Origin of the sequence: Enterobacter sp. NFIX59, from assembly GCF_900113755.1 — a bacterium.
In the GTDB taxonomy this organism is placed as follows: Bacteria; Pseudomonadota; Gammaproteobacteria; order Enterobacterales; family Enterobacteriaceae; genus Enterobacter; species Enterobacter pseudoroggenkampii.
In genome coordinates, this window is the sequence record NZ_FOQN01000013.1 from 1 (window position 1) to 20,990 (window position 20,990).

19 protein-coding genes and 1 riboswitch are annotated in these 20,990 nt (G+C 56.8%); of the genes, 12 read left to right on the plus strand and 7 right to left on the minus strand.

The features are described from left to right. Positions 1-476 precede the first annotated feature (476 nt). The gene (gene purH / locus BM007_RS22470) at positions 477-2,066 is read left to right on the plus strand and encodes a bifunctional phosphoribosylaminoimidazolecarboxamide formyltransferase/IMP cyclohydrolase (RefSeq protein WP_048990362.1); all 1,590 of its coding nucleotides are present in this window, start codon (positions 477-479) and stop codon (positions 2,064-2,066) included. Positions 2,067-2,081: 15 nt separating this feature from the next. Then, positions 2,082-3,374, plus strand: a complete 1,293-nt coding sequence (gene purD / locus BM007_RS22475) for a phosphoribosylamine--glycine ligase (protein ID WP_090421140.1) — start codon at positions 2,082-2,084, stop codon at positions 3,372-3,374. Positions 3,375-3,420: 46 nt separating this feature from the next. Here the strand turns inward: purD and BM007_RS22480 are convergent, their stop codons facing one another. From BM007_RS22480 to nudC, 6 genes are all read right to left on the minus strand, one after another. Beyond that, positions 3,421-4,113: a DUF1481 domain-containing protein gene (locus BM007_RS22480; RefSeq protein ID WP_061716168.1), complete on the minus strand. Its 693-nt coding sequence runs from the start codon at positions 4,111-4,113 to the stop codon at positions 3,421-3,423. 11 nt (positions 4,114-4,124) lie between these two features. Then, positions 4,125-4,397, minus strand: coding sequence for a nucleoid-associated protein HU-alpha (gene hupA, locus BM007_RS22485; protein WP_002445246.1), 273 nt, complete (start codon positions 4,395-4,397; stop codon positions 4,125-4,127). A gap of 186 nt (positions 4,398-4,583) precedes the next feature. Then, complete coding sequence (locus BM007_RS22490; protein WP_008503468.1) at positions 4,584-5,174, minus strand: YjaG family protein; 591 nt, start codon at positions 5,172-5,174, stop codon at positions 4,584-4,586. Between the two features lie 41 nt (positions 5,175-5,215). Continuing rightward, positions 5,216-5,887, minus strand: coding sequence for a deoxyribonuclease V (gene nfi, locus BM007_RS22495; RefSeq protein ID WP_032648402.1), 672 nt, complete (start codon positions 5,885-5,887; stop codon positions 5,216-5,218). 9 nt (positions 5,888-5,896) lie between these two features. Further along, a complete protein-coding gene (hemE, locus tag BM007_RS22500; protein ID WP_024908252.1) occupies positions 5,897-6,961 on the minus strand; it encodes a uroporphyrinogen decarboxylase in 1,065 nt (354 codons plus the stop codon). A gap of 38 nt (positions 6,962-6,999) precedes the next feature. After that, entirely contained in the window at positions 7,000-7,773 is a 774-nt protein-coding gene (gene nudC, locus BM007_RS22505) for an NAD(+) diphosphatase (protein WP_061716170.1), read from the minus strand. 95 nt (positions 7,774-7,868) lie between these two features. Here nudC and BM007_RS22510 point away from each other — a divergent pair, with 95 nt between their 5' ends. The 10 genes from BM007_RS22510 to BM007_RS22555 all read left to right on the plus strand — a co-directional run bounded on the left by BM007_RS22510 (position 7,869) and on the right by BM007_RS22555 (position 16,653). Next, positions 7,869-8,366 carry an Rsd/AlgQ family anti-sigma factor gene (locus tag BM007_RS22510; protein WP_023334107.1) on the plus strand — a complete coding sequence of 166 codons (498 nt, stop codon included), beginning with the start codon at positions 7,869-7,871 and terminating at the stop codon, positions 8,364-8,366. A 54-nt stretch (positions 8,367-8,420) separates the two neighbouring features. Continuing rightward, positions 8,421-8,532, plus strand: a riboswitch (TPP riboswitch). Positions 8,533-8,610: 78 nt separating this feature from the next. Beyond that, on the plus strand, positions 8,611-10,506 hold the full coding sequence (thiC, locus tag BM007_RS22515) for a phosphomethylpyrimidine synthase ThiC (RefSeq protein WP_090421143.1): 1,896 nt from the start codon (positions 8,611-8,613) through the stop codon (positions 10,504-10,506). Next, positions 10,506-11,141 (plus strand): thiamine phosphate synthase, encoded by a 636-nt coding sequence (gene thiE / locus BM007_RS22520; RefSeq protein ID WP_061716172.1) that lies wholly within the window; start codon positions 10,506-10,508, stop codon positions 11,139-11,141. The genes thiC and thiE overlap by 1 nt, the downstream gene beginning before the upstream one ends. Further along, positions 11,134-11,889, plus strand: a complete 756-nt coding sequence (locus tag BM007_RS22525; RefSeq protein ID WP_061716173.1) for a HesA/MoeB/ThiF family protein — start codon at positions 11,134-11,136, stop codon at positions 11,887-11,889. The genes thiE and BM007_RS22525 overlap by 8 nt, the downstream gene beginning before the upstream one ends. Continuing rightward, positions 11,873-12,073, plus strand: a complete 201-nt coding sequence (gene thiS, locus BM007_RS22530; RefSeq protein WP_024908257.1) for a sulfur carrier protein ThiS — start codon at positions 11,873-11,875, stop codon at positions 12,071-12,073. Before BM007_RS22525 ends, thiS begins: the two co-directional genes overlap by 17 nt. Position 12,074: 1 nt before the next feature. Next, positions 12,075-12,845 (plus strand): thiazole synthase, encoded by a 771-nt coding sequence (gene thiG, locus BM007_RS22535; RefSeq protein ID WP_048990372.1) that lies wholly within the window; start codon positions 12,075-12,077, stop codon positions 12,843-12,845. Further along, positions 12,842-13,969, plus strand: coding sequence for a 2-iminoacetate synthase ThiH (gene thiH, locus BM007_RS22540; protein WP_048990373.1), 1,128 nt, complete (start codon positions 12,842-12,844; stop codon positions 13,967-13,969). Before thiG ends, thiH begins: the two co-directional genes overlap by 4 nt. A gap of 336 nt (positions 13,970-14,305) precedes the next feature. Continuing rightward, entirely contained in the window at positions 14,306-15,847 is a 1,542-nt protein-coding gene (locus BM007_RS22545; protein ID WP_090421146.1) for a sensor domain-containing diguanylate cyclase, read from the plus strand. 180 nt (positions 15,848-16,027) lie between these two features. Beyond that, positions 16,028-16,336, plus strand: coding sequence for a PTS sugar transporter subunit IIB (locus tag BM007_RS22550; protein WP_023334100.1), 309 nt, complete (start codon positions 16,028-16,030; stop codon positions 16,334-16,336). Then, positions 16,336-16,653 (plus strand): PTS lactose/cellobiose transporter subunit IIA, encoded by a 318-nt coding sequence (locus BM007_RS22555; RefSeq protein ID WP_008503455.1) that lies wholly within the window; start codon positions 16,336-16,338, stop codon positions 16,651-16,653. The genes BM007_RS22550 and BM007_RS22555 overlap by 1 nt, the downstream gene beginning before the upstream one ends. 57 nt (positions 16,654-16,710) lie before the next feature. Here the strand turns inward: BM007_RS22555 and rpoC are convergent, their stop codons facing one another. Next, positions 16,711-20,934 carry a DNA-directed RNA polymerase subunit beta' gene (gene rpoC / locus BM007_RS22560; RefSeq protein WP_023309968.1) on the minus strand — a complete coding sequence of 1,408 codons (4,224 nt, stop codon included), beginning with the start codon at positions 20,932-20,934 and terminating at the stop codon, positions 16,711-16,713. Between the last annotated feature and the right edge of the window lie 56 nt (positions 20,935-20,990).

Here is a 20,990-nt window from a genome sequence, read left to right on the forward strand (position 1 = left end):
TTAAGAATCCATGTCACTTTGAGTGCCCACACAGATTGTCTGATAAATTGTTAAAGAGCAGTGCAACGCGGCTTTCGCTCACCGTTGCGAGGTGGCGTATATTACGCTTTCCTCTTTCAGAGTCAACCCGTTATTTCAGGATTTTTTCTCTTCAACCGACCGGGTTGTTTGTGAAGTGATTCACATCCGCCGTGTCGATGGAGGCGCATTATAGGGAGTTCTCCGCAGGCCGCAACCGCTAAATGACAGAAAAATGACTGACTGCTGCATTCCACAGCAAAACCCCGCCTTATACCTTTTTACACACAGACTTATCCACAATGATACGAAAAAGTGAAAATGTGCGAGCGTTGCGCAAACGTTTTCGTTAAAATGCTCGCGCTTAACAAGGATGCCTCGTCAGGTGTGTTAGATGAGTTTTTCACAGGAAAATTCATCTAACGCTCTCTGTAATCGTGAAATCCAGGGGATTTACCATGCAACAACGTCGTCCAGTCCGCCGCGCTCTGCTCAGTGTTTCTGATAAAGCCGGTATCGTCGAATTCGCTCAGGCACTTTCCGCACGCGGTGTGGAGCTGCTTTCCACAGGCGGTACCGCTCGCCTGTTAGCAGATAAAGGTCTGCCGGTAACCGAAGTGTCCGATTACACCGGTTTCCCGGAAATGATGGATGGACGCGTCAAAACCCTGCATCCAAAAGTCCACGGCGGTATTCTTGGCCGTCGCGGTCAGGACGACGCCATTATGGAACAGCATGACATCGCGCCAATCGACATGGTAGTTGTTAACCTCTACCCGTTTGCCCAGACCGTTGCCCGCGAAGGCTGCTCTCTGGAAGATGCCGTAGAGAATATTGATATCGGCGGCCCGACCATGGTGCGCTCCGCGGCCAAGAACCATAAAGATGTCGCCATCGTCGTAAAGAGCAGCGATTACGAAACCATTATTAATGAGATGGATGCCAACGAAGGGTCGCTGACCCTGGAAACGCGTTTCGACCTCGCCATCAAAGCCTTCGAACACACCGCCGCGTACGACAGCATGATCGCCAACTACTTCGGTAGCCTGGTACCGGCTTACCACGGTGAAAGCAAAGATCCTTCCGGCCGCTTCCCGCGCACCCTGAACCTGAACTTCATTAAGAAGCAGGATATGCGCTACGGCGAGAACAGCCACCAGCAGGCTGCCTTCTATATAGAAGAAGAGGTAAAAGAAGCCTCTGTTGCGACTGCCCACCAGGTTCAGGGCAAAGCGCTCTCCTATAACAACATTGCCGACACCGACGCCGCGCTGGAATGCGTGAAAGAGTTCAGCGAACCAGCCTGCGTTATCGTCAAGCACGCGAACCCATGCGGCGTTGCCGTGAGCACCTCTATTCTGGATGCCTACGATCGCGCCTACAAAACCGACCCGACCTCTGCGTTCGGCGGCATTATCGCCTTCAACCGCGAGCTGGATGCTGAAACGGCTCAGGCCATCATCTCCCGCCAGTTCGTTGAAGTGATCATCGCGCCATCCGCATCCGAAGAGGCGCTCAAAATTACCGCTGCAAAACAGAACGTGCGCGTACTGGTTTGCGGCCAGTGGGCAGAACGCGTGCCGGGCCTGGACTTCAAACGCGTCAACGGCGGCCTGCTGGTTCAGGATCGCGATCTGGGTATGGTGACAGAAGCCGACCTGCGCGTGGTGACCAAACGTCAGCCGACCGAACAGGAACTACGTGACGCGCTGTTCTGCTGGAAAGTGGCGAAGTTCGTCAAATCCAACGCCATCGTCTACGCGAAAGAGAATATGACCATCGGAATAGGTGCTGGCCAGATGAGCCGCGTCTACTCCGCGAAAATCGCGGGCATTAAAGCAGGCGATGAAGGTCTGGAAGTGAAAGGCTCCGCCATGGCTTCTGACGCGTTCTTCCCGTTCCGTGACGGTATCGATGCGGCAGCTGCTGTCGGCATCACCTGTGTGATCCAGCCTGGCGGCTCAATCCGCGACGACGAAGTGATTGCCGCCGCCGACGAACACGGCATTGCGATGATTTTCACCGACATGCGCCACTTCCGCCATTAATTCCCGGAGCTGAAAATGAAAGTATTAGTGATTGGTAACGGCGGACGCGAGCACGCGCTGGCGTGGAAAGCGGCGCAGTCTCCGCTGGTGAAAACGGTCTTCGTGGCACCGGGCAACGCCGGTACCGCACTGGAACCCGCGCTGCAGAACGTGGCTATCGGCGTGACTGACATTCCGGCGCTGCTGAGTTTTGCCCAGAGCGAGAAAATCGACCTGACCATCGTCGGCCCGGAAGCGCCGCTGGTGATTGGCGTCGTTGACGCGTTCCGCGCGGCGGGCCTGACAATCTTCGGGCCAACACAAGGGGCCGCGCAGCTGGAAGGCTCCAAAGCCTTCACCAAAGATTTCCTCGCGCGTCATAATATCCCGACGGCGGAATATCAGAATTTCACTGAAGTGGAGCCTGCTCTGGCCTACTTACGTGAGAAGGGCGCGCCGATTGTTATCAAGGCCGACGGTCTGGCCGCCGGTAAAGGCGTGATCGTCGCGATGACGCTCGAAGAAGCCGAAGCCGCGGTTCAGGACATGCTGGCAGGTAACGCTTTCGGCGATGCGGGCCACCGTATCGTGATTGAAGAGTTCCTCGACGGTGAAGAAGCCAGCTTTATCGTGATGGTCGACGGCGAGCACGTTCTGCCGATGGCCACCAGCCAGGACCACAAGCGTGTGGGTAATGGCGACACGGGTCCTAATACCGGCGGGATGGGCGCCTACTCCCCTGCTCCGGTCGTGACTGACGAAGTTCATCAACGCACCATGGATCGCGTCATCTGGCCAACCGTGAAAGGGATGGCGGCGGAAGGTAACACCTACACCGGTTTCCTCTACGCGGGCCTGATGATCGACAAGCAGGGTAACCCTAAGGTTATCGAATTCAACTGCCGCTTTGGCGATCCGGAAACTCAGCCCATCATGCTGCGCATGAAATCCGATCTGGTGGGTCTGTGTCTGGCAGCCTGCGAAGGTAAGCTGGACGAGAAAACGTCAGAGTGGGACGAGCGTGCATCTCTGGGTGTGGTGATTGCTGCGGGTGGTTATCCGGGTAATTACAACACCGGGGATGAGATCCACGGTCTGCCGCTGGAAGAGATTGACGGTGCGAAGGTGTTCCATGCCGGTACGAAGCTGGCTGAAGACGATCGCGTTCTGACCAACGGCGGACGCGTGCTGTGTGCGACCGCGCTGGGTCATACCGTGGCAGAAGCGCAGAAGCGCGCCTATGCGCTGATGGCGGATATTCACTGGAACGGTAGCTTTAGCCGTCAGGATATCGGCTATCGCGCGATTGCGCGCGAGCAGGGGGAGTAATTCCTCCTCGCCCTCACCCTCTCCCTCAAGGGAGAGGGGATTTACCTCAGAAACTCTTCTCTGTCGGCTGCCAGGTACAGAAGTCTTCGTTCGCCACCAGCAGCAGCTGAGAGCCTTCCGGCGCTTCCAGCCACGCCACACTCACTTCCATTGAGGAATGACGCTGACGGCGTTGAATGTGTTCGGTCGCCCAGGATTCAAGCTCAGGCTTGACCGTTTGCCCTTCGCAGGTGGTTACCGTCCCGTCGTTATGCCAGCGCCCCTGGCGCAGCACAACGCGTCCCAGACGAAGCGCATCGCTGGTCTGGCGGATTTGTTCGGCACGGTAACGGTAGAGGGCGATTTGATCGCTGGAAAGCTGCTGTTTTTGACCGCCGACTTCGCGCTGCATAAAGCTCAGCTCGCCATGGTCGTCAAAACGCACTTTCACGTGTTCGGGGGTCTTGCTGTAGACGTTCAGTTCAATCAGCGACAGGTCATCCCCCTGCCAGCGATATTCCGCCGTCGACGTATTGCCGTTATGCCACGGGCTAAAGGCAGAAAGCAGATGCACTTCGCCGCCGGAATCTTTGCGCCAAATCCTGACCGCGCCCTGGTTGTCCGCGTAGCCGCTGGCGGTAAACGGCGGCAGGGAGGTGTCGTGGCTGCAGGCGGACAGCAGCAGCATGCCTGCCAGCGCGAGCGTTCCGCGCCAGAAAGACAAAAGGGGCGTTGCCGCCCCTTCGCTAAAACTGTTCACTGCCACGCGTCTTACTTAACTGCGTCTTTCAGTGCTTTACCAGAAACAAATGCCGGCACGTTCGCTGCGGCGATTTTGATTTCTTTACCGGTCTGCGGGTTGCGGCCAGTACGCTCAGCGCGGTGGTTCACTTTGAAGGTACCGAAACCAACCAGTTGTACAGCATCGCCTTCTTTCAGAGACTCAGTAATAGCAGCCAGGGTAGATTCCAGAGCAGCTTTAGCCTGCACTTTAGACAGATCAGCCTTGTCCGCAATTACATCAATCAGTTGAGTCTTGTTCATAAGTTATCCTTTCAATGTGTTTATCGCTTGCTAAGCATCGAGTGCGACGAAAATGCCAAAAAAGCACTCTCCTGCATACACGCACCGATAGCCACTTTTTTTCGCCCCCCAAATGTAGACCAGACAAGGGGCGAAAGGGAAGAGTCGAGGAGCGACAAAACGGGCGTTATCTCAAGTTTTCTTATCTCATTGGTTAAAAATTATACCAATATTACTCTCACCGGCCTCACGTAAGTCCGCACGCAGCCCTTTTATCAGTTCAATATCGCGTTCTTCACACTCTGCCAGCAGGCGGAAAATTTCCCACTGAATGTCCCATTCTTGCTCCACGGCCGGGTTTGCACGCAGCTCTTCATCGGTCATTTCGCGACCTTCCTGGGTCATTTCCAGCATCGCCACGGTCGTAATAGATGCCTTACTGACTTCAATAGCGTGCTCCAGCGTCTCACCGCTCAGACGGGAGTGAAGCAGTTCGCTTAACGCCACGCAGGCATCAATTGCCGGGTAGACGCCGTACAGGTCAAAATCATCCGCCACCGGAATCGCCTCTTCGAGCTTTTCGAGCTGAGAGTCGAAATTCACCTTCGCGTCTTTCACCGTCAGCGTTTCCCAGATCAGATCCAGAATGCGGCGGTAGATATGGCCATCACCAAAGCCCGTCTGCTTACAGAACGCGGCATAGTTGGGATACATGCGCTCGCACAGGCAAGCCATAAAGGTGACGTGCTGCCAGCTTTCCAGCTTTTCAAGGCGCAGGTGAATCGGGTTTTGTAGCATGATGATCTCTCGAATCGAAAATTAGGCGCAGTTTACCTGAATCACCGCTGAATTTCCTGCCAACGAACAAAAGCCGGACGCGAAGAGGCCACCGCGTCAGCCCAGCGCGTCGGCTCCGGTAAGCGGTAGCCGTTCATGCAGCGCTGTACCCACGCCAGAGCGCTGTCCATGCTCACCCGATGGCCGGTGGCGATGAATAGCGGATTACAGCGAGCCTTGCTGCGCCAGACCCACGCCAGCTGCTCGCCTTTATGGATAAGCGGTGCCAGCGCGCCCGGCTCGGCGGAGAGTGGCTCAAACGCGCCGCACAGGCGTTTCTTGGCAACGCCAATGGTCGGCACATCCACCAGCAGCCCAAAGTGGCTGGCAACGCCTAAACGGCGCGGGTGTGAGATCCCATGCCCATCGACAAACAGCAGGTCAGGTTTTTGCGAGAGCTGCTCCCACGCTGCCAGCAGCGCGGGATATTCGCGGAAGGAGAGAAAGCCCGGGATATACGGCATGGTGGTCGCGATACGCGCGACCTTGTACTCCACCAGCTCAAGCGAAGGGTATTTCAGTACCACCATCGCCGCTCGCGTCACTTCCCCACCCTGCTCGAACCCGACGTCTGCTCCGCCAATGTACTGCGGAGGATCCTTATCCAGACGATCCTCGCGGATCACCGATGAGGCCAGTTCGATTTGCTGAGCGCGTAGCGACGCGAGATCCATAACGACTCCTTACTTGTGATACTGGGCAGAAAGCCGATGCACCGCCTCCACAAATACGCCTGCGTGCTCTGGCGGTACATCCTGATGAATACCGTGGCCGAGGTTAAAGACGTGGCCTTCCCCCTGGCCGAAACCAGACAGTATAGTCGACACTTCTTCTTCAATGCGGGCTGGCGGCGCATAGAGCATGGACGGGTCCATGTTGCCCTGCAGCGCCACTTTGTCACCCACGCGACGACGCGCATCGGCAATATCGGTGGTCCAGTCGAGACCCAGCGCGTCGCAGCCGGTGGCCGCCATCGCTTCCAGCCACTGGCCGCCACCTTTGGTGAACAGCGTCACCGGCACGCGGCGACCTTCGTTTTCACGCAGCAGGCCGTCGACGATTTTATGCATGTAGTACAGGGAGAACTGCTGATAATCGCGGCCGGTCAGCACGCCGCCCCAGGTGTCGAAAATCATCACCGACTGCGCACCCGCCTTAATCTGCGCGTTCAGATAGAGCGTGACGCTCTTCGCCAGCTTGTCTAGCAGCGCATGCAGGGCCAGCGGCTCGGCGTACATCATCTTTTTAATCAGGGTGAAGGCTTTACTGCTGCCCCCTTCCACCATATAGGTCGCCAGCGTCCATGGGCTGCCGGAGAAGCCAATCAGCGGCACTTCGCCTTTCAGCTCGCGGCGAATGGTGCGCACGGCGTTCATCACGTAGCCCAGCTCGCCTTCCGGATCGGGGATCGGCAGCTTGTCCACGTCGGCTTTGCTTTTGATCGGAGAGGTGAAACGCGGGCCTTCACCGGTTTCGAAGTACAGGCCAAGGCCCATGGCATCCGGAATGGTCAGAATATCCGAGAAGAGGATCGCAGCATCCAGCGGGAAGCGGCGCAGCGGCTGGAGCGTCACTTCGCAGGCCAGCTCGGCGTTTTTGCACAGCGACATAAAATCGCCCGCCTGCGCGCGCGTGGCTTTGTACTCTGGCAGATAGCGTCCCGCCTGGCGCATCATCCACACCGGGGTGACATCAACGGGCTGGCGCAGCAGCGCACGCAGATAACGATCGTTCTTCAGTTCGGTCATTTTTGCAGTTCCTTAAGCGTCATGGCCTCAGTGTAACACTACTCATACTCGGCCCGACACATCGCCACGGTATCTTCTATCAGCCGACGCGCCACGGTGCCCGGCGGAGGTAACAGCGGTAAATCGTCGTAGCGATACCAGTTCGCATCCAGCAGCTCTTTCTGATCGATAACGATCTCGCCGCTGTCATATTCGGCCATAAAGGCCGTCATCAGCGACTGCGGGAACGGCCACGGCTGGGAGGTGACGTAGCGCAGGTTCTTCACTTTGATCCCGCTCTCCTCCATCACCTCGCGCGCCACCGCCTGCTCCAGCGTTTCGCCCACTTCGACGAAGCCGGCCAGCACGGTATGAACGCCGTTGCGATGACGGGTATGCTGCGCCAGCAGGATGGAATCCTCCCGGCGGATAGCGACGATAATGCACGGCGCAATCTGCGGATAGTAGCGTTCGCGGCAGTGGTTGCAGAGCATCGCCCACTCGGTTTTGCTCGGACGCATGGTATGGCCGCAGTAGCCACAGTATTTATGCGAGCGGTAAAACTCGGCCAGCTGCACGCCGCGCCCCGCCAGCTGGAACAGCCCCACGTCCAGATCCAGCACCTGGCGTACAGATCCCATATCCTGGCGGCGGGGCTGTTGGATCAACCACACGGGCTCACCCTGCCACTCACCGATCTGTAGCGCTGGCTGGCCAGCAAGATCGAACGCCTCAGCTGCGCCATAGGGGATTTCCCCGGCAGGGAGCCATAATTTTTGTTCGTGACTGACGATCCACCAACCAAGATCTGATTTTTCAATAATACGATCCATATCTATTGCACTACCTTCGCTTCACTGACATGTTGTTAGCATTGTGGTTACATTCTGGATAAGCAGATTCAATCCTACATTTTGCGGAGTCGACCATGTTAAACCAGCTGGAAAGCCTGACTGAGCGCGTTAGAGGAAGTAACAAACTGGTGGATCGCTGGCTACATGTGCGCAAGCATCTACTCGTGGCTTATTACAATCTGGTCGGCATTAAGCCTGGCAAAGAATCGTTTATGCGACTGAATGAAAAAGCGCTGGATGATTTTTGTCAGGGCCTGGTCGACTATCTGTCTGACGGCCATTTCAATATTTATGAACGCATTATCCGCGAAATGGAAGGGACAACACCGTATTTAGCAGCCAGCAAGCTCTATCCGCTGCTGGAAGCCAACACCCAGCAGATCATGGATTACTATGATTCCGCGCTCGAGAACGCCATCGATCACGATAACTATCTTGAGTTCCAGCGGGCGCTATCCGACCTCGGTGAAGCGCTGGAAGAGCGATTCACGCTGGAAGATAAGCTGATCGCCCTCGTACTGGACAATGATTTGAACATCAGTAACGAAGAGAACGTCGCGCGCCCTGCTTGAGTTCTTCACCGTTAACGAGTAATTTACAACCATTCGCCCCTCTCACGAGGGGGATTTTTCTTGTCGGAGTGCCCAGCGCCTGAAAGCGCGGGCTGAGACCGTTAATTCGGGATCCGCGGAACCTGATCAGGCTAATACCTGCGAAGGGAACAAGAGTCACACTGCTGTTGTATCGCCTGAGGGCGATCCTCTCTTGCTTCATCCGTCGTCTGACAAGCCATGTCCTTCACTTTTGGAATGAGCTATGTCTACTGCAAAACTGACCCGCCGCGAACAGCGTGCACAGGCCCAACACTTCATCGACACCCTGGAAGGCAGCGCTTTCCCGAACTCGAAACGCATCTACATTTCCGGCTCACAGGCCGATATCCGCGTCCCAATGCGCGAAATCCAGCTCAGCCCGACGCTTATCGGCGGCAGCAAAGATAACCCGCAGTACGAAGACAACGAAGCCGTGCCGGTGTATGACACCTCCGGTCCGTACGGCGACCCTGATGTTGCCATCAACGTCCAGCAGGGTCTGGCTAAGCTGCGCCAGCCGTGGATTAATGCGCGCAACGACTGCGAGGAACTGAGCGTGCGCAGCTCTGCATACACCAAAGAGCGCCTCGCCGACGACGGTCTGGACGAGCTGCGCTTTACCGGCCTGCTGACGCCAAAACGCGCTAAAGCGGGCAAATGCGTGACCCAGCTGCACTACGCGCGCCAGGGCATCGTCACGCCGGAAATGGAATTCATCGCCATCCGCGAAAACATGGGTCGCGAGCGCATCCGTAACGAAGTGCTGCGCTATCAGCATCCGGGTGAAGGCTTTGGCGCTCGCCTGCCGGAGAACATCACGCCGGAGTTTGTGCGTGACGAAGTGGCCGCCGGGCGCGCGATTATCCCCGCCAACATTAACCACCCGGAATCCGAGCCGATGATTATCGGCCGCAACTTCCTGGTGAAGGTCAACGCGAACATCGGTAACTCGGCCGTGACCTCCTCCATCGAAGAAGAGGTGGAAAAGCTGGTCTGGTCCACGCGCTGGGGCGCGGACACGGTAATGGATCTCTCCACCGGCCGCTATATTCACGAAACCCGCGAATGGATCCTGCGTAACAGCCCGGTACCGATTGGCACCGTCCCGATTTATCAGGCGCTGGAGAAGGTCAACGGCATTGCCGAAGACCTCACCTGGGAAGCGTTCCGCGACACGCTGCTGGAGCAGGCCGAGCAGGGCGTGGACTACTTCACCATTCACGCGGGCGTGCTGCTGCGCTACGTGCCGATGACGGCGAAGCGTCTGACCGGTATCGTCTCGCGCGGCGGTTCCATCATGGCGAAGTGGTGCCTGTCCCATCACCAGGAAAACTTCCTCTACGAACACTTCCGCGAGATCTGCGAAATCTGCGCCGCCTATGACGTCTCCCTGTCGCTGGGCGACGGCCTGCGTCCGGGCTCCATCCGCGACGCCAACGACGAAGCGCAGTTTGCCGAGCTGCACACGCTGGGCGAGCTGACTAAAATCGCCTGGGAGTATGACGTGCAGGTAATGATTGAAGGCCCGGGACACGTGCCGATGCAGATGATCCGCCGCAACATGACCGAAGAGCTGGAGCACTGCCATGAGGCCCCGTTCTATACCCTGGGACCGTTGACCACCGATATTGCGCCGGGCTATGACCACTTCACCTCAGGCATTGGCGCGGCGATGATCGGCTGGTTCGGCTGCGCCATGCTCTGCTACGTGACGCCGAAAGAGCACCTCGGCCTGCCAAACAAAGAGGACGTGAAGCAGGGGCTGATTACCTACAAAATTGCCGCCCACGCGGCGGATCTGGCCAAAGGCCACCCGGGGGCGCAAATCCGCGATAACGCCATGTCGAAGGCGCGCTTTGAATTCCGCTGGGAAGACCAGTTCAACCTGGCGCTGGATCCGTTCACCGCCCGCGCCTATCACGACGAGACCCTGCCGCAGGAATCAGGCAAAGTCGCGCACTTCTGCTCTATGTGCGGGCCAAAATTCTGCTCGATGAAAATCAGCCAGGAAGTGCGTGACTACGCCGCAGCGCAAACCATTGAAGTGGGCATGGCGGACATGTCTGAAACCTTCCGCGCCAAAGGCGGCGAAATCTACCTCAAAAAAGAGGAGGCGTAATGTACCAGCCCGATTTCCCACCCGTCCCCTACCGTTTAGGGCTCTATCCGGTGGTGGACAGCGTGGCGTGGATAGAGCGACTGCTGGAGGCAGGCGTTCGCACCCTCCAGCTGCGCATCAAGGATAAGCGCGATGACGAGGTGGAAGCCGATGTGGTTGCCGCCATCGCGCTGGGGCGTCGGTATAACGCCCGCCTGTTTATCAACGATTACTGGCGACTGGCCGTTAAGCACCAGGCGTACGGCGTGCATCTGGGTCAGGAGGACCTGGAAACAACGGATCTGAGCGCTATCCGTGAAGCCGGGCTGCGTCTTGGCGTGTCAACGCACGATGACATGGAGATCGACGTGGCCCTGGCGGCCCGTCCCTCATACATCGCGCTGGGCCACGTCTTCCCGACGCAAACCAAGCAGATGCCCTCCGCACCGCAGGGTCTGACGCAGCTGGCGAGTCACGTTAAACGCCTTGCCGATTACCCCACCGTCGCCATCGGCGGAATCAGCCTTGAACGCGCCCCGGCGGTGCTGGAGACCGGCGTCGGCAGCATCGCCGTCGTCAGCGCCATCACCCAGGCTGCAGACTGGCAGTCCGCCACCGAACAGCTGTTACAGCTGGCAGGAGCTGGCGATGAATGATCGCGACTTTATGCGCTACAGCCGTCAGATCCTGCTGGAGGATATCGCCATCGATGGCCAGCAAAAACTGCTCGCCAGCCGGGTGCTGATTGTCGGTCTGGGCGGATTAGGCGCGCCCGCCGCGCTTTATCTGGCAGGTGCGGGCATCGGTACGCTGGTGCTGGCCGACGACGACGAGGTTCACCTCAGCAATCTGCAGCGACAAATCCTCTTTACCACCGAGGATATCAACCAGCCGAAAGCAAAAATCACCCGGCAGCGGCTGAACCAGCTAAACCCGGATATCGAGCTGATTGCCTTACAGGAGCGTCTTAGCGGTGAAAGCCTGCACCGTGAAGTCGCCCTTGCCGACGTGGTGCTGGACTGTACCGACAACATGGCGACGCGCCAGGCGATTAACGCCGCGTGCGTGGCAAATCATACGCCGCTTATCACCGCCAGCGCGGTGGGGTTCGGCGGGCAGATGATGGTTCTGACGCCACCGTGGACGCAGGGCTGCTATCGCTGTCTGTGGCCGGATGATGCCGAGCCAGCGCGCAACTGCCGGACGGCGGGCATTCTTGGTCCGGTGGTCGGCGTAATGGGCACCATGCAGGCGCTGGAAGCCATCAAGCTGCTTAGCGGCATGGAGACGGAACGCAATACGCTGCGGCTGTTTGATGCCCGCTCAGCCGGCTGGCGCCAGCTGGCGTTACGCCGCGCCAGCCGCTGCCCGGTATGTGGAGGCCGCGATGCGCATTCTGTTTAACGATGAGCCGATGAGATGCGAAGACGGGCTCACCGTTGCGGTACTGCTCGACAAGCTGCGTCAGCTCAAGCCGGGAACGGCGCTGGCGCTCAATCAACAGATCCTGCCGCGCGAGCAGTGGGAACATCAGCAGGTCAATGACGGCGACCAGATCCTGCTGTTTCAGGTTATCGCAGGGGGCTGAGATGTTACGTATTGCCGATAAAGTCTTTGATTCACATCTGTTTACCGGAACCGGAAAATTCGCCTCGCCGCAGCTGATGGTGGATGCCATTCGCGAAAGCGGCAGCCAGCTGGTGACGCTGGCGCTCAAGCGCGTGGATCTGCGTCATCACAGCGATGCCATTCTGGCTCCTTTACTGGAGGCAGGCGTCACGCTGCTGCCCAACACCTCCGGTGCCAAAACGGCCGAAGAGGCGATTTTCGCCGCGCAGCTGGCCCGCGAGGCGCTCGGCACCCGCTGGCTGAAGCTGGAAATTCATCCTGACGCCCGCTGGCTGCTGCCCGACCCTATCGAAACGCTGAAAGCGGCTGAAAAGCTGGTGCTGCAAGGGTTTACCGTCCTGCCTTACTGCGGAGCCGACCCTGTCCTGTGCAAACGGCTGGAAGAGGTCGGCTGCGCCGCCGTCATGCCGCTGGGCGCCCCCATTGGCTCCAACCAGGGGCTGGAAACCCGTGCGATGCTGGAAATCATTATTGAGCAGGCTACCGTGCCGGTGGTGGTTGATGCGGGCATTGGCGTGCCCAGCCATGCCGCACAGGCGCTGGAGATGGGCGCCGACGCGGTGCTGGTGAATACGGCCATCGCGGTTGCCGACGATCCGGTCATGATGGCGCGTGCGTTCCGCATGGCCGTAGAGGCTGGGTTGCTGGCAAGGGAGTCCGGCCCCGGCTCGCGCAGTTTCCAGGCGCAGGCCACCAGCCCGCTGACCGGTTTTCTGGAGGCGATCTCATGAGCACGTTTACCGAGCGCTGGCGGCAGCTTAACTGGGACGACATTGCCCTGCGCATCAACAGCAAGACGGCGGCTGACGTGGAGCGTGCGCTGAATGCCCGCCATCTGACCCGCGAGGATCTGATGGCCCTGCTCTCCCCGGCGGCCAGTGCGTACCTCGAACCGATGGCCCAGCGAGCACAGCGGCTCACCCGCCAGCGTTTTGGCAACACGGTGAGTTTCTACGTGCCGCTCTATCTCTCAAACCTGTGCGCCAATGACTGCACCTATTGCGGCTTCTCCATGAGCAACCGCATCAAACGTAAAACGCTCGATGAAGGTGAGATTGCCCGTGAGTGTGCGGCTATTCGTGAAATGGGCTTTGAACATCTTCTGCTGGTCACGGGCGAACATCAGGGAAAAGTGGGAATGGACTATTTCCGTCAGCACCTTCCCGCCATCCGTCGTCAGTTTGCGTCGTTGCATATGGAAGTACAGCCCCTGGCGCAGGAGGAGTACGCGGAGCTCAAGACCCTCGGGCTGGACGGGGTCATGGTCTACCAGGAAACCTACCACGAGGCGACGTACGCCCGGCACCACCTGAAGGGTAAGAAACAGGATTTCTTTTTCCGGCTGGAAACGCCGGACAGGCTGGGTCGCGCCGGCATCGACAAAATCGGTCTGGGTGCGCTGATCGGGCTCTCCGACAGCTGGCGGGTGGATTGTTACATGGTGGCGGAACATTTGCTGTGGCTTCAGCAGCGCTACTGGCAGAGCCGTTATTCCATCTCCTTCCCGCGTCTGAGGCCCTGCGCGGGCGGAATTGAACCGGCTTCGCTGATGGATGAACGCCAGCTGGTGCAAACCATCTGCGCGTTTCGCCTGCTCGCTCCGGAAGTGGAATTATCGCTCTCAACGCGTGAGTCCCCGGCGTTTCGCGATCGCGTTATCCCGCTTGCGATTAACAACGTCAGCGCGTTTTCCAAAACACAGCCTGGCGGTTACGCCGACGATCATCCGGAGCTCGAGCAGTTTGCGCCGCATGACGGACGACGTCCGGAAGCGGTCGCCGCCGCTCTGACGGCGCAGGGTCTTCAGCCTGTCTGGAAAGACTGGGACAGCTGGCTGGGAAGAGCCTCGCAGTGACGTTGAAACGCACTGCAACATCATAAAAAATTGTCGAGGCGCGACGAAAAGGCAAAACCGGAGGATTGTCAGCGATCGTCCGGTTTTTTATTGTCAAACGGTCAGCAACGGATGCTGACCAGGGCGAAAAGCTTCTTCCTCGTTTCGCCCTGCCTCTGGTTCATTGCACAAACGGCTCCAGCCTGGTGAATAAGTATTTTCTTAATGGTTCTTAAGATAAATCATCCCGTCAGAAATCGTGTGCCGTATAATTCACCGCTAACCGCAGGACAGCGACTATGCTGAGAGGATATCGGCAGACGAACAGTATTCACCATCAGGAACGATGTACAGCTCATGGCACTTCACAGCAAAAAGCTCTCTTTTACCCGGCCAATCATGCTCAGCTTCGCGGGGATCCTCTGCAGTTTTGCGGTGATCGCGATCGCGGTGACGCTATCGCAACGAAAGGATTTTCTTGAGGATTATCATAAGATCAATAGCAATTTCACGCACAACCTGGCGGTGAACTACACCGAATCTATCCTGCGTGAAAACGACTATATCCTGGGCCGTTCCGCGATGTACTTTGCACGTGACGACAGGCTAAACGAGACGCTCAACGTCAATCCGACGCAAGGGCTGCAGATGATGATGCATTTGCAGAACCTGATGCCGACCGTCTCCTCCATCTCGCTGGCGGACACGCAGGGGCATTACCTCCGCGCACCGGAAGTGCTCCCCACGGAGACGAGTAAAACCTTCGATCCCCGGACGCGACCGTGGTTTGTCGCTCAGGCGGAAGCCAGCATCTTCAGCCACTATACCCGTCCTTATATGGATTACTTTACGGGGCATCCCACGGTCACTCTTTATAAGCCAGTGATTTCACCAGAAGGCAGACTGAAGGGAACGCTCGCGTTTCATCTCGATTTGACATCAATGGGCTACACCCTGCGTCAGATGGTGGCGCCCGTTCAGGGGGAATTTTTCGTCGTCGAGCGTGACGGTGCTGTGGTGCTGCATCCGGATACCGGCGCGCTCTTCAAGCAGTACGTGAGCGAAGCGCTGATGGACAAAATGACCAGCGGTGAAGGCCACCTTTACGACAAGAAAAGCAACGCCTGGTATTACTACTACTCGTTTACCAACCCGGACTGGTTTGTCATTTACCGGGTATCGGATGCAACGCTCACCGATATTACCCGCCACGAAACGACGATCGTTGGCTGGGGGTTTGCGCTGGCGGCCATCATCATCATCCTCTTCGGCTTATACCTCCGCCACGCCTCGCGTAGCGTGCTGATGCATATTATCAATGCCATCAAAACCGGCGACGTCAGCGAGGCGCCGCGCCTGGAAGCGATGCTGAGCCACACGATTCAGTCCAATAAAGAGCGTGAAATGGCCTATGTGCGTCAGGCCACTCACGATGCGCTGACGGGCTGTAAAAACCGCCGCGCATTCGATAGCGATATCGCGGAGCTGCTGAATGCCCAGCAGCCTTTCGCGATGGCGCTGGTGGATATTGATAACTTCAAGTCGATTAACGACACGCTGGGCCATCTGACCGGTGATATCGTTCTGCGTAACGTGGCCCGCGAAGGGCTCCAGATCATGCAGCCACATCACGTCTCGCTTTACCGTTATGGTGGAGAAGAGTTCGCGGTCATCTTCCAGGCGGAGCAGATGTCTTCCGCGCTCTCATTACTGGAAGCATGGCGTACCGCTGTTGAAAAACGTGTCTGGCGGGAAGAAAACCTGCGGGTTACGTTCAGCGGCGGTCTTGGGGAGTGGCATTTTGAACCGCTGGAGCACTTTATCGGAAGCGTTGATAACGCCCTCTACAGCGCCAAACAGCAGGGCAAAAACCGCATCAACCGAACGTCCATCAGCTAATCCTCCCTCTTTCACCCTGCCCGCTTCCACGGACCGGGTACCCGACAATGCAAAATTGTAACCGGTTTCATAAAATCGCCGGTTTCTTTGTGATGCCTGACACACAATCGCGGTAAACCGGTTGTTGAAGCGGTCTGCACGGGATAATTATCAATAAACACATGTAGATCGAGGCTGATTATGAAGAACATCGTTTTATGCTGTGCAGCGGGAATGTCAACCAGCATGCTGGTTCAACGTATGAAAGACGCCGCGCAGAAAAAAGGGGTTGAAGTCACGATTAAAGCCGTTCCGGTTGCGGAGTTTAAAGACAACATCGCGACGGCCGACATCGTATTGCTGGGGCCACAGGTTAAATACGAGCAGGCCAAACTCCAGGCACAGGCCGAGCCGCTAGGTAAAAAGGTCGCGGTGATCGACATGATGGATTACGGCATGATGAAAGGTGATGCCGTACTGGAAAAAGCGCTCAAACTTCTGGAATCATAATGGAAGACTTAGAAACCACGATTATGGAACTGCTGGTCAACGCAGGCGCGGCGCGCAGTGCGGCCCTGACGGCGTTACAGATGGCGCGTAAAGGTGAGTTTGACGAAGCTGAAAAAGCGATGGAAGAGTCGCGTGAATATGTGAAGCATGCGCACACGATCCAGACGCAGCTTATCGGTCTTGATGAGGGAACCGGGAAGCTTCCGGTTAACCTGATCACCGTTCACTCTCAGGATCACCTGATGAACGCGATGGTCATTCAGGATCTGGCGGGCGATATGATTGAGCTTTATCGTCGGATCCCGCTGGTGAATTGAAAACATGCAGATGTAAAAAAACCCGCCGAGGCGGGTTTTTTATTAGCGACTCAACGATTACTCGTTGTCGGAACCGCCCAGACCTGCGTTCAGCAGTTCTGCCAGGCTCGCGGATGCATCTTCAGCAGTCACCTGCGGTGCAGCTGGCAGTTCGCCCGCAGCACGACGACGCATACGATCCTGGTGGTACGCATAACCGGTACCGGCCGGGATCAGACGACCCACGATAACGTTCTCTTTCAGACCGCGCAGTTCATCACGCTTACCAGCAACAGCGGCTTCGGTCAGGACACGAGTCGTTTCCTGGAACGATGCTGCAGAGATGAAGGACTCGGTTGCCAGAGACGCTTTGGTGATACCCAGCAGATCGCGCGAGAAGGTCGCACCGATTTTGCCGTTCGCTTCAAGTTCGCGGTTAGCGATCTTGACGCGTGAGTATTCAACCTGCTCGCCTTCCAGGAACTCAGAGCTGCCTGCGTTTTCGATGGTTGCTTTACGCAGCATCTGACGAACGATAACTTCGATGTGCTTATCGTTAATCTTAACGCCCTGCAGACGGTAAACGTCCTGCACTTCGTTGGTGATGTAACGCGTTACCGCGTGTACGCCACGAAGACGCAGAATGTCGTGCGGCGCTTCTGGACCATCGGAAACCACGTCACCACGTTCTACACGTTCACCTTCGAACACGTTGAGCTGACGCCACTTAGGAATCATCTCTTCGTACGGTTCGCTACCATCTACTGGAGTGATAACCAGACGGCGTTTCCCTTTGGTCTCTTTACCGAAGGAGATGATACCGCTGATTTCAGCCAGGATTGCAGGCTCTTTCGGACGACGTGCTTCGAACAGGTCCGCAACGCGTGGCAGACCACCGGTGATGTCCTTGGTACCGCTGGATTCCTGTGGAATACGCGCCAGAGCATCACCCGCACCGATCTGAATGCCATCTTCCAGCTGAACGATCGCTTTACCCGGCAGGAAGTACTGCGCAGGCATGTCGGTACCAGGGATCAGAACGTCGTTACCCTGAGCATCAACGATTTTCAGCGCAGGACGCAGATCTTTACCACCGGTAGTACGTTCAGCAGAATCCAGAACCACCAGAGAAGACAGACCGGTCAGCTCGTCGGTCTGACGAGTAATGGTCTGGCCGTCGATCATGTCAGTAAAGCGGATGAAACCACTTACTTCGGTGATAACCGGCATGGTGTGTGGATCCCAGTTTGCAACGGTTTCACCGCCGGCAACCTGCTCGCCATCACCTTTCGCCATAACCGCACCGTAAGGCACTTTATAGCTCTCTTTGGTACGACCGAATTCGTCGATCAGTTTCAGCTCGGTGTTACGAGAGGTCACAACCAGCTTGCCTGCAGAGTTAACAACAGACTTCGCGTTGCTGAGCTTGATGCTACCTTTGTTTTTCACCTGGATGCTGGATTCAGCAGCCGCACGAGATGCCGCACCACCGATGTGGAACGTACGCATCGTCAGCTGTGTACCCGGCTCACCGATGGACTGTGCCGCGATAACGCCGATTGCTTCACCTTTATTGATGATGTGGCCACGCGCCAGGTCACGACCGTAGCAGTGCGCACATACACCAAAGTCGGTGTCACAGGATACAACGGAACGCACTTTCACTGAGTCAACAGAGTTCGCTTCCAGCAGGTCACACCAGTGCTCGTGCAGCAGCGTGTTACGTGGAACCAGAATGTCTGCAGTACCCGGCTTCAGAATGTCTTCCGCGGTCACACGACCCAGAACGCGATCGCGCAGTGGCTCTTTAACATCACCACCCTCGATAACCGGGGTCATGGTGATACCTTCGAGGGTGCCACAATCGTCTTCGGTCACAACCAGATCCTGCGCAACGTCAACCAGACGACGCGTCAGATAACCGGAGTTCGCTGTTTTCAGTGCGGTATCCGCCAGACCTTTACGAGCACCGTGCGTGGAGATGAAGTACTGGAGTACGTTCAGACCTTCACGGAAGTTCGCGGTGATTGGCGTTTCGATGATGGAGCCATCTGGCTTCGCCATCAGACCACGCATACCTGCCAGCTGACGAATCTGTGCTGCGGAACCACGCGCACCGGAGTCGGCCATCATGTAGATGCTGTTGAAGGAAACCTGCTGCTCTTCTACGCCGTCACGGTTAATCACGGTTTCGGTCTGCAGGTTATCCATCATCGCTTTGGATACACGATCGTTCGCCGCTGCCCAGATATCGATAACTTTGTTATAGCGTTCGCCCGCGGTAACCAGACCAGACTGGAACTGCTCCTGGATCTCAGCAACTTCGGCTTCCGCTTCAGAGATGATCTCGTGTTTCTTCTCTGGGATGACCATGTCATCGATACCAACAGATGCACCTGAACGCGCTGCATAAGCAAAGCCGGTATACATTGTCTGGTCAGCGAAGATAACGGTCGGCTTCAGACCCAGAATGCGGTAACAGGTGTTCAGCATTTTGGAGATCGCTTTCTTGCCCAGCGCCTGGTTGACGATGGAGAAAGGCAGACCTTTCGGTACGATCATCCACAGAATCGCACGGCCAACGGTCGTGTCTTTCAGGCTGGTTTTCGCAACGAATTCGCCGTTTTCATCTTTTTCGTATTCGGTGATACGCACTTTAACGCGCGCATGCAGAGAGGCCAGGCCAGCGCGGTAAATACGCTCAGCTTCTTTCGGGCCAGTCAGCACCATGCCTTCGCCTTTGGCGTTAACACAGTCACGGGTCATGTAGTACAGACCCAATACAACGTCCTGAGAAGGAACGATGATTGGCTCACCGTTCGCTGGAGACAGGATGTTGTTGGTAGACATCATCAGCGCACGCGCTTCGAGCTGGGCTTCCAGCGTCAGCGGTACGTGAACAGCCATCTGGTCACCATCGAAGTCGGCGTTATATGCCGCACAAACCAGCGGGTGTAGCTGGATAGCTTTACCTTCGATCAGGACTGGCTCAAATGCCTGGATACCCAAACGGTGCAGGGTTGGTGCACGGTTCAGCAGTACCGGGTGTTCGCGGATCACTTCGTCCAGGATATCCCAAACGACAGCTTCTTCACGCTCAACCATTTTCTTCGCGGCTTTGATGGTGGTGGCCAGGCCACGCAGTTCCAGCTTGCCGTAGATGAATGGTTTGAACAGCTCCAGTGCCATTTTCTTCGGCAGACCGCACTGATGCAGACGCAGGTATGGACCTACGGTGATTACAGAACGACCGGAGTAGTCAACACGCTTACCGAGCAGGTTCTGACGGAAACGACCCTGTTTACCTTTGATCATGTCGGCCAAAGATTTCAGAGGACGTTTGTTAGAACCGGTGATCGCACGACCGCGACGACCGTTATCCAGCAGGGCATCTACCGCTTCCTGCAGCATACGTTTTTCGTTGCGTACGATGATGTCCGGCGCAGCCAGATCCAGCAGACGTTTCAGACGGTTGTTACGGTTGATAACGCGACGATACAGATCGTTCAGATCGGACGTTGCGAAACGACCACCATCCAGCGGAACCAGTGGACGCAGATCTGGCGGCAGAACCGGCAGAACGGTCAGGATCATCCACTCTGGTTTGTTACCAGACTGAACGAACGCTTCCAGCAGTTTGATACGCTTGGTCAGCTTTTTACGTTTGGTTTCGGAGTTGGTTTCGTTCAGCTCTTCACGCAGCTGCTCGCACTCTTGCTCCAGATCCATGCTCTTCAGCAGGGCCTGAATAGCTTCCGCACCCATCTTCGCGTCGAATTCGTCACCGAACTCTTCCAGCGCGTCCAGATACTGCTCTTCAGTCAGGATCTGATGACGTTCCAGGTTCGTCATCCCGCCTTCGATTACCACATAAGATTCGAAGTACAGAACGCGTTCGATATCACGCAGCGGCATATCCAGCAGCAGACCGATACGGGACGGCAGAGATTTCAGGAACCAGATGTGAGCGGTCGGAGACGCCAGCTCGATGTGGCCCATGCGCTCACGACGCACTTTGGTCTGGGTCACTTCAACGCCGCACTTCTCACAGATCACACCACGGTGTTTCAGGCGCTTGTACTTACCGCACAGGCACTCGTAATCTTTTACTGGCCCGAAAATACGCGCACAGAAAAGGCCGTCACGCTCAGGTTTGAACGTACGGTAGTTAATGGTTTCCGGCTTTTTAACTTCACCGAAAGACCATGAACGGATCATGTCTGGCGAAGCCAGAGCAATTTTGATCGCATCAAACTCTTCGGTTTTAGTCTGCGCTTTCAGAAACTTTAATAAATCTTTCACGGATTTGCTCCCGTCGGAGTTAGCACAATCCGGTGCCGGGGGTTAACCCGGCACCA

Bases quoted from the DNA above. Each gene is read 5' to 3' on its own strand.
- purH (WP_048990362.1), top strand. From the start codon at position 477: ATGCAACAACGTCGTCCAGTCCGCCGCGCTCTGCTCAGTGTTTCTGAT.
- purD (WP_090421140.1), top strand. From the start codon at position 2,082: ATGAAAGTATTAGTGATTGGTAACGGCGGACGCGAGCACGCGCTGGCG.
- hupA (WP_002445246.1), bottom strand. From the start codon at position 4,397: ATGAACAAGACTCAACTGATTGATGTAATTGCGGACAAGGCTGATCTG.
- BM007_RS22490 (WP_008503468.1), bottom strand. From the start codon at position 5,174: ATGCTACAAAACCCGATTCACCTGCGCCTTGAAAAGCTGGAAAGCTGG.
- nfi (WP_032648402.1), bottom strand. From the start codon at position 5,887: ATGGATCTCGCGTCGCTACGCGCTCAGCAAATCGAACTGGCCTCATCG.
- hemE (WP_024908252.1), bottom strand. From the start codon at position 6,961: ATGACCGAACTGAAGAACGATCGTTATCTGCGTGCGCTGCTGCGCCAG.
- nudC (WP_061716170.1), bottom strand. From the start codon at position 7,773: ATGGATCGTATTATTGAAAAATCAGATCTTGGTTGGTGGATCGTCAGT.
- BM007_RS22510 (WP_023334107.1), top strand. From the start codon at position 7,869: ATGTTAAACCAGCTGGAAAGCCTGACTGAGCGCGTTAGAGGAAGTAAC.
- thiC (WP_090421143.1), top strand. From the start codon at position 8,611: ATGTCTACTGCAAAACTGACCCGCCGCGAACAGCGTGCACAGGCCCAA.
- thiE (WP_061716172.1), top strand. From the start codon at position 10,506: ATGTACCAGCCCGATTTCCCACCCGTCCCCTACCGTTTAGGGCTCTAT.
- BM007_RS22525 (WP_061716173.1), top strand. From the start codon at position 11,134: ATGAATGATCGCGACTTTATGCGCTACAGCCGTCAGATCCTGCTGGAG.
- thiS (WP_024908257.1), top strand. From the start codon at position 11,873: ATGCGCATTCTGTTTAACGATGAGCCGATGAGATGCGAAGACGGGCTC.
- thiG (WP_048990372.1), top strand. From the start codon at position 12,075: ATGTTACGTATTGCCGATAAAGTCTTTGATTCACATCTGTTTACCGGA.
- thiH (WP_048990373.1), top strand. From the start codon at position 12,842: ATGAGCACGTTTACCGAGCGCTGGCGGCAGCTTAACTGGGACGACATT.
- BM007_RS22545 (WP_090421146.1), top strand. From the start codon at position 14,306: ATGGCACTTCACAGCAAAAAGCTCTCTTTTACCCGGCCAATCATGCTC.
- BM007_RS22550 (WP_023334100.1), top strand. From the start codon at position 16,028: ATGAAGAACATCGTTTTATGCTGTGCAGCGGGAATGTCAACCAGCATG.
- BM007_RS22555 (WP_008503455.1), top strand. From the start codon at position 16,336: ATGGAAGACTTAGAAACCACGATTATGGAACTGCTGGTCAACGCAGGC.